The organism is Pseudobacter sp. (genome assembly GCF_051955275.1).
Lineage (GTDB): Bacteria > Bacteroidota > Bacteroidia > Chitinophagales > Chitinophagaceae > Pseudobacter.
In genome coordinates this window covers 1-12844 of the sequence record NZ_JBQCGW010000164.1, presented here as the reverse complement: position 1 = coordinate 12844, position 12844 = coordinate 1, and the positions used below count along the sequence as shown (strand labels likewise).

Below are 12844 nucleotides of genomic sequence, written 5' to 3'. Positions count from 1 at the left end.
CGACGGAATTGCAGTAACTCGCCTCTGGTGAGTTACTGCAATTCCGTGAGTAATTTTAGATCTTCCTCAACCGCTCCGCCGCCTGTTCCAAAGTTTCTTCTTTTTTGGCGAAGCAGAACCTGATCACCTGATTGTTATTGCCTGCCCGGTAGAAAGCCGATACAGGAATAGTAGCGATCCCGAATTCTTTGGTGATGCGGATAGCAAAGTCTTTATCACTCTCGTCACTAATGCGGTCGTATTTGTAACACTGGAAATAACTGCCGTAACTGGGCAGGGCCGTGAAACGCGTGGCAGACATCAGCTCCTGGAAATAGTCGCGCTTTTTTTGCATTTCCAGTGAAAGGGACAAATAAGATTCCCGGTCTTTGATGAAGGCGGCCAGGCCAACCTGTGCCGGGGTGTTTACAGAAAAGCAGTTGAACTGATGTACTTTCCTGAACTCTTTGGTAAGCACGGCGGGCGAAACACAGTAGCCCATCTTCCAGCCGGTACAATGATACACTTTACCGAAAGAGAAGCATACAAAACTGCGGGCTAACAGATCAGGATAGCGAAGCATACTCTGGTGAGGAATATTATCGAAGATGAGATGCTCATACACTTCGTCTGACAGGATCAGGATATTAGTGTCCTCCACAATGGAGCGTAATTCCGCGATATCTTCTTCTCTCAACACAGAACCTGTTGGGTTATGCGGTGTGTTCAGCATGATCACGCGGGTGCGTGGCGTTATCTTCCTTCTTACTTCTTCCCAGTTGATGCGATAATCCGGAAACTCCAGGTTGATCAGCACCGGAACACCCCCGTTGATGGTCACGTTGGGGATATAGCTGTCGTACGCCGGTTCAAAGATGATCACTTCATCACCGGGTTGCAGCACCGTTGTGAGGGCCGTGTAAATGGCATAAGTGCCGCCGGGCGTAATGGTGATATCGGTATCCGGACTTATACTGGTTCCGTAGAGGAAGGCTATTTTTTCGGCAATGGCTTCGCGAAGCTTCATCCAGCCGGGCATTGGCGCATACTGGTTGTACCCGTCTTTCATGGCACTGTTCACAAGGCCGGTAAGTGTTTCGCTCATGGGAAAGTCGGGAAATCCCTGTCCGAGGTTCACAGCTTTGTATTCGGCGGCAAGGCCGCTCATGATGGTAAAGATATTGGTGCCAATGTCAGGCAGTTTGGAATTAACAGCAAGAGGGTTGTTCACAGTGATCATTTGGGCAAATTTAGTTATCGGAGACCACTCGCTCGCCTCTGGCGAGTGAGAAATATTTGTTCGCCTCCGGCGACTGAATATAAGCCACTCGCGGAGACGCGAGCGGCTGGCAACAAACTACTTTTTAATGGTTGACCTTAGTTTCGTAGGCAGGCTGTTTACCACCAGATCGTAACTATGATCGATCCACTCCCGGAGGAGCTTACCCGATACGGAACCATCTACGGTGATCGTATTCCAGTGTTTCTTGTTCATATGGTAACCGGGCTGCACGGCATCGTAACGTTCGCGGAGCTCAACGGCCAGATCAGGATCACATTTTACATTGAAGCTGAGCGGATCGCTGTCCAGCCCCGTCAGCAGGAACACTTTACCTGCCACTTTGAACACGAGGGTATCGGGGCCAAAGGGCAGGGTTTCTTCCACTGCCGGTTTAGCCAGGCAGTATGCTCTGAGGGTATCGATATTCATACCACGAATTTATGCAATGATGGCGCTCACTTCAATTTCAACCAGGAATTCCGGTTCAATGAAGGCGCTTACTTCGATCATGGACAGGCAGGGCTTGATGTCTTTGAAGAACTCGGCATGGCCTTTTCCGTATGCCTCCCATTGTTTGATATCGGTAACAAACATGCGGCATCTTACCACATCTTTGAGGGAGGCGCCGGCCTGGGCAAGCACATTCTCAACCTTCTGGTAAATATACTTCGTTTGTTCGTAGGGGTTATTGAGGCCTACCACCTGACCGTTGCCGTCAACGGCTACGGTTCCGGTCACTTCAATTGTATTGCCTACGCGCACGGCGCGGCTGTAGCCGATAATGTCTTCCCATTTGGCTCCTGAAGAATAATTTGTTCTTTGCATATCAGATCAGTCTTTGATTTCGATGTTGTCGGGCAGGATCATAGCCTCGTTATGGAGGCGCAGGTACACCTGGGTGGCGGTGACCACATCTTTCTGACAGTAGGTGGCTATGCGCTGGATATCTTTTTGCTTCCAGTAAACATCACCTACCATTTTACCATCGATATCATCCTTGGGTGTGGGGATACCGAGTGTATGTGCTAACAAATTGAGAGAGGTATAGTTCTTGAAATCTCCAAATTTCCAGAGTTCCATGGTATCCAGATGGGATACTTCCCATGGTTTCTTGCCTGCAGTATTGAGGATGGGGGGGATGATCATGCCATTTATGATCATTCTGCGGCAGAGGTAGGGAAAATCGAATTCTTTTCCGTTATGGGCGCAAAGGAATTTGTTGGAGTCCATCGCCCATCTTTTCAGCATTTCGCAGAAGCGAAGCAGGATGAGCTTTTCATCGTCCCCGAAAAAAGATTTCAGGATCAGTTTCTTTCCTTCGCTGTTGCCCTGGATCAGGCCGCAGCTAATGCAGACGATCTTGCCGAACTCTGCATAGATAGCGGATTTGCCATAGATGGATTCCACTGTTTCATCTTCTTTGCCCCGGAGCAGGAAGGCGCTCTTATTGGCCCAGAGCTCTTTCCAGGTTTCCGGTACTTCCTCATAAGTGGCGTACTGGGAAACTGTTTCAATATCGAGGAAGAGAATGTTGTTCAGTGGGACCATATCACAGGTATTTATCGCCTTTATTCCTTTTTACTTCGGCAACATATTCTTTGATCTCCTGTTCTTTTTCTTTTCTGCAGATAAGCAGTACGTCTTCTGTGTCCACTATGATAAAGCCTTCCATACCCTGCAGCAGCACGAGTTTATCGTTCTGCGCCTGTACCATATTATTACGTGAATCGAAGACCATCACTTCATTACCGGCCACGGCATTGTCGTAGTAATCCTTTTCCAGGTTCTCGTAGGCGCTGTTCCATGTTCCGAGATCACTCCAGCCGAAGGCCGCGGGGATGAGGTATACGTTGTCTGCTTTTTCCATGATGCCGAAGTCGATGCTGATATTGGTGCAGAGAGGATAGATCTCCTGTAGTGCAGCATTTTCTTCGGGGGTATTGAAGCGCTGACGCTCTGCCTGGAACACTTCATACATTTCCGGCAGGAATTTCTCGAAGGCTGTGATGATATTTTTCACCTGCCAGACAAAGATACCGGCATTCCAGAGGAACTCGCCGCTGGCGATGAAAGCTTTTGCCAGTTCCAGGTTGGGCTTTTCAGTGAAGGTCTTCACCTTATAAACATTGTCAGACACTTCGTGCTGTTCATACTGGATATACCCGTACCCGGTGTTGGGGTAGGTGGGCTTGATGCCGAGCGTGATCAGTGCATTGTGTTTATTTACAAAACTGAGAGCTTCCAGACAAACTTTATTGAAAGCGATATTATCCAGGATCAGGTGGTCTGCAGGCGCCACCACCATGGTAGCGTTGGGATCCAGCTGGTGTAATTTGAAGGAGATATAGGCAATGCAGGGAGCGGTGTTCTTGCGGGAAGGCTCGCCCAGGATATTCTGCAATGGCATATCGGGCAACTGGGTCTTCACGATGTTCACATATTCTCCTGAGGTAACCACATAGATATTTTCTGCGGGCACAAAGGCAGCGAACCTGTCGTAGGTAGCCTGGATAAGGGTTTTACCCGTATTGAGAATATCCAGGAACTGCTTGGGATAATTGCTGCGGCTCATGGGCCAGAACCGGCTCCCGATGCCACCAGCCATGATCACTACGTAATGATGTTTGTTCATTGTGAAAGGTTGTACTCGCTATCTATATCAGACCCTCTCTAACGAGGTCATGTAAGTGTATTATTCCAAGGTATTGGGTGCCGGAGGTTACTACCAGCTGGGTAATATCGTACTGTCTGAGCAGATCGAGCGCTTCAACGGCCAGTGCATCCGGGGATATTGTTTTCGGATGAACGGTCATGATCTCCTCTGCAGTAACGCTCTCCAATGATACGCTTTTTTCCAGCATTCTGCGCAGGTCACCATCCGTGATGATACCCATCAGTTGCTGTTGTGGATCGGTAACGGCGGTAACTCCCAGTCTTTTGCGGCTGATCTCAACTATCACTTCTTTCAGGGAAGCGGAGGAGAGCACGGCCGGCTTTTCGTTCTGAATATACAGGTCGGCCACACGCAGGTAGAGCTTCTTGCCAAGAGTACCTCCGGGATGGAACCTGGCGAAATCATCGGTGCCAAATCCTTTCAGGCCCATGAGCACTACGGCCATGGCATCTCCCATTACCAGCTGCGCAGTGGTGCTGGAGGTGGGGGCCAGATTATTGGGGCAGGCTTCCTGCGAAACCGTTGTATTGAGAACGATATCTGAATTCTTTGACAGATAGGAATGCATATTTCCTACCATCCCGATGAGGGTGTTGCCAAAGTTCCTGATGAGGGGGACCAGCACTTTGATCTCGGGGCTTTCGCCGCTTTTGCTGATCACCAGCACCACATCATCCTGCTGAACCATCCCCAGATCCCCGTGAATGGCGTCTGCAGCGTGTAAAAAGATGGATGGAGTGCCCGTGGAGTTGAGGGTGGCCACAATCTTCTGGGCAATGATGGCAGATTTACCTATGCCACTGATTACCAGCCTTCCTTTGGTATGCTGGATAGCCTGGACCGCTTTTTCGAACTGGTCATCGATCATAGGCTTCAATGCATTGATGGCATCGGCCTCCTGCTGGATGGTTCTAAGCGCAACTGATTTAATATCAATAGAAGACACAGCGTTCATAGTTCAATTAGGCGCAAACCTACGAAAATGTAATGTGAAAATTGCTAAATGCAACAAGGGTGCGAATTGTTGAAACAATACTGTTAAATCATTTGCATAACCATTAATTTAAAGTAAATTCGCAACCCTTAATTAGATACCAGTACTCCATTACCAGGGATTTAGCGTTAACCAAGCTAACAACGGCCTTTAACGGGGGTCAGCCACATGAGACCGATTTCTATTGCGGAGCAATAGTGTGCGAAAGGTCCTTTTCCTATTCAACACCTTAGATTGGTGCATAGATCTATATGATTAGATGTCTGATTCTTACAACAATAATAAATAACTGATAGTAGCAGGTATTGTTGAAACAATTTGTGTGAAGGAAATTTTACGAGCATGGCAACAACGACCAAAAAGACCGCCAAAGCGGTTAAAGGAACAAAAAGCGCAACCGTATCATCCACAAACGGCTCTGCAAAGAATGTAGCCCCCACCAGTGCATTTCTCCATGAAGCATTACAGGAACATTTCGGATTCAACGCTTTCAAAGGCAACCAGGAGGCCATCATCCAAAGCTTACTCAGCGGCAAGGACACTTTTGTAATTAAACCCACCGGAGGTGGTAAGAGTTTATGTTACCAGCTGCCCGCCATGATCAGTCCGGGAGTAGCCATCATTGTGAGCCCCCTCATTGCCCTGATGAAGAACCAGGTTGACCTGGTCCGCAGTTACAGCAGCAAAGATGATGTAGCGCACTTCCTGAACTCCACGCTGAGCAAAAAGGAGATCCGCACCGTTCAGGAAGACCTCCAGAGCGGCCGCACCAAAATGCTGTACGTGGCACCCGAAACGCTCACCAAGCAGGAAAACCTGGAATTTTTCGCCGATCTTAAATTGAGTTTTTTCGCTGTAGATGAGGCACACTGTATATCCGAGTGGGGACATGATTTCCGACCGGAATACCGCCGTCTCCGTGAGATGATGACCCAGATCAACCCGGACATCCCCGTGATTGCCCTCACTGCCACGGCCACTCCGAAAGTGAAAAGCGATATCATCCAGAACCTCGGCCTCAACGAACCCAATGTGTACATCTCTTCTTTCAACAGGCCCAATCTCTATTACGAGATCCTGCCCAAGATCAAGAAAGACCAGACACATAAAAATATTGTACGCTTCATCAAGCAGATGAAGAACAAGAGTGGAATCATTTATACCCTCAACCGCAAAACCACCGAAGAGCTGGCAGATATGCTGGTGGCCAACGAGATCAAATCCGTTGCCTATCACGCAGGCCTCGACTCCAAGTTGCGCGCAGAACGCCAGGACATGTTCCTGAACGAAGATGTGCAGGTGATTGTGGCCACCATCGCTTTCGGGATGGGCATCGACAAACCGGATATCCGCTTTGTGATCCACTACAATATCCCAAAGAGCATCGAGAACTACTACCAGGAAACCGGCCGTGCCGGTCGTGACGGCCTCGAAGGGAAATGTATTCTTTACTATTCTCATAAAGACGTAGCCAAACTGGAACACCTGATGCGCGACAAGCCACTCAGCGAACGTGAGGTTGGCGCTCAGCTCATCAATGAAACCGTAGCCTACGCCGAAAGCGGCGTTTGCCGCCGGAAAGTGCTGATGAGTTATTTCGGAGAGGAGTATACCACTAAGAATTGCGGGGAGTGCGACAACTGTCTGCATCCTAAAGAAGAGGTGGAAGCCAGGGACAATGCCGTGAAAGTGCTCAAAGCCATCAAGGCCCTGGACGAGCGCTTCGCTACTGATTATACCGTTAACATCCTGATCGGAAGGCTTACGCCCAATATCACGATGTTCCGTCATGAAGGCATTGCTGAATTCGGTATCGGTAAAAACGAGCCAGATCATTACTGGAGTTCCCTGATCCGCCAGATGTTGCTGGCCGGATTACTCAGCAAGGAGATCGAAGACTATGGCGTTCTGAAGATCACCAAAGCTGGAGAGGGCTTCCTCAAGAAGCCGAAATCGTTCCCGATCGTTCTGAATAACCTATACGAAGAAGCGAATGCAGACGATGAAGAAGGTGGCGCGGAAACAGCTGTAGGTACTGCCGTGGATGAGAAGTTGTTTGAGATGCTGAAAGAACTGCGCCAGCGGGAAGCAAAGAAGAAACAATTGCCCCCGTTTGTAATATTCCTGGAAACCTCCCTGCAGGATATGGCTACTTTATATCCAACCAATACACAAGAGCTGGAAAAATGCTCCGGTGTAAGCAAGGGCAAAGCCATCCGCTACGGCAAACCTTTTATTGAAATGGTTGCCAAATACGTGGAAGATAATGGGATTGTCCGCCCTGATGATTTTGTGATGAAGAGTGTAGTGAACAAGAGCGGTAACAAAGTTTATATCATTCAGCAGACCGACAAGCGCATTCCGCTGGAAACCATCGCCAAGAACAAAGGCTGGAGAATGGATGAGATGCTGGAAGAAATGGAAACCATCGCGGCCAGCGGCACCAAGCTCAACCTTGATTATGCGATCGATGAAATGCTGGATGAGCACGAGCAGGAGGATATCCTGGAGTATTTCAAGGGTTGTGAGACGTCATCTTTACAGGTTGCGCAGCAGGAATTGTCCGACGGCAATTTCAACTGGGAGCAATTGAAGATCATGCGGATCAAGTTCCTGGCTCAGTACGGGATGTAAGAAAAAGATTGAAATAATTTGATTGTTTTCAGGTTTTTATAATAATTCCCCCTATTTTTGCAACCCCAAACGATGAAGTTTTAGTGTTGCAGGAATAGGGGGAAAAGCTTAACTTCGGGCAAAATGGTGCGGTAGCTCAGTCGGTAGAGCAAAGGACTGAAAATCCTTGTGTCGGCGGTTCGATCCCGTCCCACACCACAGGAAAATGAAGCGATTATAGCGAAAGCGGTAGTCGCTTTTTTCGTGCTACTACAACAATACTAAAACAATCTCAAGTGAGATTTCATGGAAGGTAATCGGAGATCTATAAAAGAAATTTATGATGAAATTGCGCCGCTGTACGATAGCAATGCTGTTTAAGCATTAGAGAGACTTGGCAATGAATTGCTAAAAGCGATTAATGATTTACACGCATCAACCGCAGATGAGGAAATAAAAGGCAGAGCACATACCGCTGGATTAGCCCTTTACCACACACTGCACAAAGAATTGAACTACGTGAAATCCCGTCTTGAAGCCATGCGAAAAAAGAATGCAGCCAAAAAATGCACCACAGAATACAACAACGCACAAGTTGAGGCCATTCGCCAAATTCACATGGATATTGGTTTTCTAAACTAACAATGGATAGAAGAATCCTGGAACTATGTGTGCAAGAAGTTCGCAAACTTTTATTTCTAGCCAGATGTTATGGCGGAATGTTATATCTACTTTATTGACCGTATCAAAAGATTCTCGCTATTCGGTGACCCAGCCGCCTTGCTCTGGATGTATTGCAAAAAGATCCGCTCAGACTTAATAAAAGAGATAAGTCCACGCCTGCCAAAAAGCAGGATCCTGGTTACGGATGAATCGTTGAGGAATTTAAAGATGGATGATTAATAGGCGCAAAACTAAAATGGCAAATCATTGTCCTGGATCATTGTTTTTTTTGGCAAAGCTCCATCTGGCAAAGGCAAGTTCGTTGCGACACATAGGTTTAAAATGTCATCCCTATCCATGAACATAATCTGGCTCCTTTTTGCGTTGTCTAGCTGGGTTCCTATCCAGTTTTTTGCTGCTTTAGTTATTTCTCCACCCGCAACAATAAAGGCATGATCAACCAATACGGTTCTGGAAACTTCGGGATCAAAAATTTCATGTCCAAGCATCATTAATGCTTGGTTATGAATTTCTGCAACATTTGAATTCGTAGATTTAGTAACTCCGGCAGCATCTAGTTTCCCCTTTTTTACCTGAATACCAAAATAAAGGATATGTTGAGTTGGCAACGTATATTTCATCCATAAATCCTTGCCATATTCCAACGCCTTATCCTTATGTCCTGCAACGGTTATTCGATGAAAGCCAAGTTGGCGAAATAGCGGTTGCAATACTTCTTCTATCAATTCATCTTCTGAACATTTATCAAGATATGTTATTAACTGTTCACGCCTTTGTAGTTCCACTTGGGAAAACGGGCGGTGTGGATTCGGTGAAGCAATTGCAATAGTATTGGTTGAGATATGCCTTAAATAACATTTGTTGTCTGGCGCGTAGAAAGCTTCATACCCTTCACGAGTTAATGCAGCGTTAAGTAAGGCTAAGGCCCCTGGACGCTCAATTCCTTCATTTACAGCGTCACCTTGATCCATAAGAACTCTGATTACTCTCGAAAAAGTTTCAGGTGGAGCTGTAGCATTGGGCTGTGGTTCTTTTAATATTTGTTGTAAGGTTGAAGCAACCCAGGCATTTCGAGTGGAGCCGTCATGCGTATAGTCAGTATCACTGTTCTGAAAAAATTCTGTTATGAACATACTACTGCGATAACGAAAGAAGCCTTCATCCGCTTTAAAATTTCCGCAAATCATATCTGCGATTTGCTTTAATGTACGTTGCTTAAACTCCATACAGCTTCGATTGCATACTATAGCTTATTATTTAGGAACTATTCTATAATTCCATCTATTTATCGTGCAAATACACTTCTATCTTTCCCATTCTATGTCCTTCTTGTTTTTATCTGGTGTATTATTACTGGGCACATCTTTTTGAGGTTGACGGATTTTGTCAATATCATGCTGCTCCTTGCCTGAAAGCATCCCATCTACATAGTTGTTTCCTGGCTTGAGATCAGGGAGCAGTTTATTTAATAATTCTGGCTCGTATTGTGCCAGTAGATAACCGTTGTTGAATCCTTTAATGAACTCCTGTTCCATTAGAAAGTGTTTTTGGCGTGTTTGTTAAGGTAGTCATTGATGGAATCAACATCATAAAGGATGTGTTTCTTTTCCGGCTGGCTAAACCTGTTCTTTCCTTCATCCCGTAACTTCTGCAATGTTGTCTTACTGCTTATACGCAGCTTTTGCATGGCTTCCTCGCCGGATATCCATTTATCCTCTTTAACCAGGTGCTTTGCCTTCACATATTCAACAAGCCTGTCAGTAAGGGCCTTTAATGCTTCATCCTGGAGGCAGACTACTTGCATGGGTTAGTAATTAAATTTCAATGGTAATCTGGTTCAAAACTGGCGTATAAATATCGGTGTTCTCTGCTGGGGTTTCAATTGTCATTACCAGGCTGTAGTTTACTGAACTATTATACCTTCCTAGTTTCTTTCTGTTTTTCCACCAGCCGCCAATCGGATAAACAGCTATTTTATTCCTGGTAGCTAAATCCGCTGCTGTTCCTTCCCATATATCTTTATGAATTGAGCCTTTATCACGTAGCTGGCTACCTAATATCCACTGATCTCTTCCTTCCCCTACATAACCTTCGTCACGTAATGATCTGCTTATACGCCCTCTAAATGCTTGCTCACTTTCATTAGGATTGATCATTTTAAATCGCAGCCCGTGCGATTTATAGCTTGCAGAAAGCTCATATTGCTTATTGCCTGGGTTGGGTTCAATAAAATACGATAGTGTGATTTTGAAATTAACAATAGTTCCCAGCAGCTCTTGCAGAACTTCAACGGGCCATGGCAGATCAAATAAATGAAATTCATTTGTTTTTACTGCTGAACCATCAAGTTTGAAAGGGGTTAAAGTTCTTTCAATGATCATTGAAAGGGAATTATTTGCACTGTATCTGGCTTTTTCCATGTTTGGTACACCGTAGCCTACGTTTGCTAATAACCTTTCTTTTTCTAAAGAAGTAAGTTGGTTAATTGAACGGTTTGCTAGCATTTCTGGTGTCCAGACAGCGGAATGAATCGTCAATGCCCTGATCGTTTCAGGCATTAAGGCAGGATAAGCCACATATAATTCACCCAGGAATTTTGAGGCCAAGGCGGTTGAGGCACTAGTATCGTTGAAGGTAGTCAATAAACTATGGCCCAGGCCACCCCTGGAAGCGCTAAGCAATACTAACGAATCTGGATTTATCGTTCCGCCGTTTTGTAGCGCGAGGTTTCCTCCTTCCATAACAATATCAGGCTTTTTACACCATTCATGTAGCCAGCCAATAGATGTAGTATTACATGGAGACATTGCTCCTCTTCGTGCCAGTAATTCCGCATCAGGAAATGCTTGCAGATCAATTATATCCTTTAATGTATACGCACCAACTGTTATGGAATTGTAAGATTGCGCAGGATCCTGGATTGTAAAATCAGCATTACTAAGTGGGTAGTTTATCCTTTCATCAAGTGGCAGGTTTCCAGAAGAAACAACCATCAATAACCTATCATTTGGTTCATCTGTTGAGCCGAATAAAGTTTGGTCTATTGCCGCTGACCATGAGGTTGGCCTGCCTCGATGAATGTTGTCAGCAGAGGTTACGGCCATACAAATTATCCTTTTAAAACCGGGGTTAATTACTTCACCCCTGGCTATAGCCTCCTGAGTAACTGCTCCGTATAATGCGGGATCGTGGGGAGCATTATGATTAATGAACTTAATACTTTCAAAATGGTGATAAATTTGTACTCTCCCCATGCTGCCTAAAACATCCGTCAAATCACCATAAAGTGCTAATGAAGCCATTGGTGTGCCGTGTCCGTATAACCCTCCTGTATCAGCCACAGTCCAGGCTGGGTTTATTGTATCTAAGTTTCGCTGGGGAATTAAATTTTCTAAAAGAGGGTGATTACGGTTAACGCCCGTATCAAGTAGGCACACTGCTACATTATTTTGCGCTGAAAAGTTATCAGTGCGTCCAACTAAATTTGCGATCCATCCAGCTTGCTCCTGTCGCTCTAACGTAGTAAAGAAGTCGGCCGTATCTCTCGGTTTTCTAATTTCAGCAAGTTTATCAGAATATAGGATTGCGCTGAGTTCTGATGCGGTAGCTCTCATCAAATACACCCAATGCTCAGGAAACTGCAAGAATCTATCACCAATCTGTACGCCTGCATCCTGAAGGGCTGGTAAGAAATTGCCTATAGGTTTTTGTATATTATCTGCAACATCCCGACTTAACCAGACTTCCCACCAAATATCCTCATTTAAGCCAGGGAAGGCCAGTTCCGGTTCTTGCCAAAAACTTTGTAGAGTAGCTGCCCTTATTTCTTCAATATTAGCTATTAAAGTTTGATTGAAAGGATTACCACCCCCCTTTACTGTCCCATCATCATTATAGGTTAATGGGGTTGTTCGGTTTAGGTACGCTTCGACTTTAGATAAAAACTGGGCGACGGCACGGCGATTCAGGCAAACAGTGGCTTCATAGAAATCGTGTTCTGTGCCATCTGCATCATTGGCAGGAATTTTTTTGTAGGAAGCAAGCCGGAAATTCCCTTTGTCGAATTTATCAATATCCAGTAATACATCTAAAGGGGATTTGAAAACTACATACACAAAGTCGGTGTCCTCATCCGAATGATCTTGATTAAAATCATCAACCGCAGTTTCAAATTGCTGTCTAATATTTTCGCCGTGCTGTTGCCTGTTTCCAATTGGACGCGCAACAACTTTTGACCTACCCGTGTTGGGACTGGTATAGGGCAAGGTTTCGGTTCGACCATTAATGACAATGTGATTCCGTAAAAAGAGGGGCATAGCAGCAAACAGTTAGAATGGTTTTTTTCGCTGCTGGGCGTAAGCTATTAAGCGTTCCTCAGAAACTTCATCAGCCCCGTAGACCAAATAGTCTTTTAACATATCCTCACAAATCCTGTGAACATCCGCATAGCTCAATCCTATTGATTCCTCAGCAACCTTTTTAAAATTGAATTTCTTGGAAAGCTTAAAATCAGAGAGTTCCTTTTTGTAAAGCTGGTGAATTTCTTCTTTTGTAGGAAATGGGTAGAGGATAATATCATCGAATCTCCGGAATAGCGCTTTATCCAAAGATTCGGGGT

At 45.5% G+C, this 12844-nt stretch carries 13 protein-coding genes and 1 tRNA gene; 3 read left to right on the top strand and 11 right to left on the bottom strand.

Going from position 1 to position 12844, the window contains the following annotated elements; genetic code table 11:
* Window positions 1-55: 55 nt before the first annotated feature.
* The 6 genes from ACTHMC_RS13995 to ACTHMC_RS13970 all read right to left on the bottom strand — a co-directional run bounded on the left by ACTHMC_RS13995 (window position 56) and on the right by ACTHMC_RS13970 (window position 4890).
* Complete coding sequence (locus tag ACTHMC_RS13995; protein WP_440413885.1) at window positions 56-1219, bottom strand: methionine aminotransferase; 1164 nt, start codon at window positions 1217-1219, stop codon at window positions 56-58.
* 117 nt (window positions 1220-1336) lie between these two features.
* On the bottom strand, window positions 1337-1690 hold the full coding sequence (locus ACTHMC_RS13990; protein ID WP_440413883.1) for an MmcQ/YjbR family DNA-binding protein: 354 nt from the start codon (window positions 1688-1690) through the stop codon (window positions 1337-1339).
* Window positions 1691-1699: 9 nt separating this feature from the next.
* The gene (locus ACTHMC_RS13985; RefSeq protein ID WP_440413882.1) at window positions 1700-2086 is read right to left on the bottom strand and encodes a RidA family protein; all 387 of its coding nucleotides are present in this window, start codon (window positions 2084-2086) and stop codon (window positions 1700-1702) included.
* Between the two features lie 6 nt (window positions 2087-2092).
* On the bottom strand, window positions 2093-2809 hold the full coding sequence (locus ACTHMC_RS13980) for a 3'-5' exonuclease (RefSeq protein ID WP_440413881.1): 717 nt from the start codon (window positions 2807-2809) through the stop codon (window positions 2093-2095).
* Window position 2810: 1 nt separating this feature from the next.
* On the bottom strand, window positions 2811-3893 hold the full coding sequence (locus ACTHMC_RS13975; protein WP_440413880.1) for a mannose-1-phosphate guanylyltransferase: 1083 nt from the start codon (window positions 3891-3893) through the stop codon (window positions 2811-2813).
* Window positions 3894-3915: 22 nt separating this feature from the next.
* On the bottom strand, window positions 3916-4890 hold the full coding sequence (locus ACTHMC_RS13970) for a KpsF/GutQ family sugar-phosphate isomerase (protein ID WP_440413878.1): 975 nt from the start codon (window positions 4888-4890) through the stop codon (window positions 3916-3918).
* Between the two features lie 381 nt (window positions 4891-5271).
* On the opposite strand from ACTHMC_RS13970, the gene recQ reads away from it, so the two are divergent.
* The 3 genes from recQ to ACTHMC_RS13955 all read left to right on the top strand — a co-directional run bounded on the left by recQ (window position 5272) and on the right by ACTHMC_RS13955 (window position 8184).
* The gene (gene recQ / locus ACTHMC_RS13965) at window positions 5272-7563 is read left to right on the top strand and encodes a DNA helicase RecQ (RefSeq protein ID WP_440413877.1); all 2292 of its coding nucleotides are present in this window, start codon (window positions 5272-5274) and stop codon (window positions 7561-7563) included.
* A 125-nt stretch (window positions 7564-7688) separates the two neighbouring features.
* A tRNA-Phe gene (locus tag ACTHMC_RS13960) sits at window positions 7689-7761 on the top strand.
* Between the two features lie 186 nt (window positions 7762-7947).
* Window positions 7948-8184, top strand: a complete 237-nt coding sequence (locus ACTHMC_RS13955; RefSeq protein WP_440413875.1) for a hypothetical protein — start codon at window positions 7948-7950, stop codon at window positions 8182-8184.
* Window positions 8185-8456: 272 nt separating this feature from the next.
* On the opposite strand, the gene ACTHMC_RS13950 is transcribed toward ACTHMC_RS13955, so the two are convergent.
* The 5 genes from ACTHMC_RS13950 to ACTHMC_RS13930 all read right to left on the bottom strand — a co-directional run.
* On the bottom strand, window positions 8457-9452 hold the full coding sequence (locus tag ACTHMC_RS13950; protein ID WP_440413873.1) for a hypothetical protein: 996 nt from the start codon (window positions 9450-9452) through the stop codon (window positions 8457-8459).
* A gap of 78 nt (window positions 9453-9530) precedes the next feature.
* Window positions 9531-9761: a hypothetical protein gene (locus ACTHMC_RS13945; protein WP_440413871.1), complete on the bottom strand. Its 231-nt coding sequence runs from the start codon at window positions 9759-9761 to the stop codon at window positions 9531-9533.
* The gene (locus ACTHMC_RS13940) at window positions 9761-10030 is read right to left on the bottom strand and encodes a helix-turn-helix domain-containing protein (protein WP_440413869.1); all 270 of its coding nucleotides are present in this window, start codon (window positions 10028-10030) and stop codon (window positions 9761-9763) included. Before ACTHMC_RS13940 ends, ACTHMC_RS13945 begins: the two co-directional genes overlap by 1 nt.
* A 10-nt stretch (window positions 10031-10040) precedes the next feature.
* The gene (locus ACTHMC_RS13935; RefSeq protein WP_440413867.1) at window positions 10041-12542 is read right to left on the bottom strand and encodes a S8 family peptidase; all 2502 of its coding nucleotides are present in this window, start codon (window positions 12540-12542) and stop codon (window positions 10041-10043) included.
* A gap of 12 nt (window positions 12543-12554) precedes the next feature.
* Window positions 12555-12844 (bottom strand): hypothetical protein (locus ACTHMC_RS13930; protein WP_440413865.1); only part of this gene is annotated, 290 nt, incomplete at its 5' end.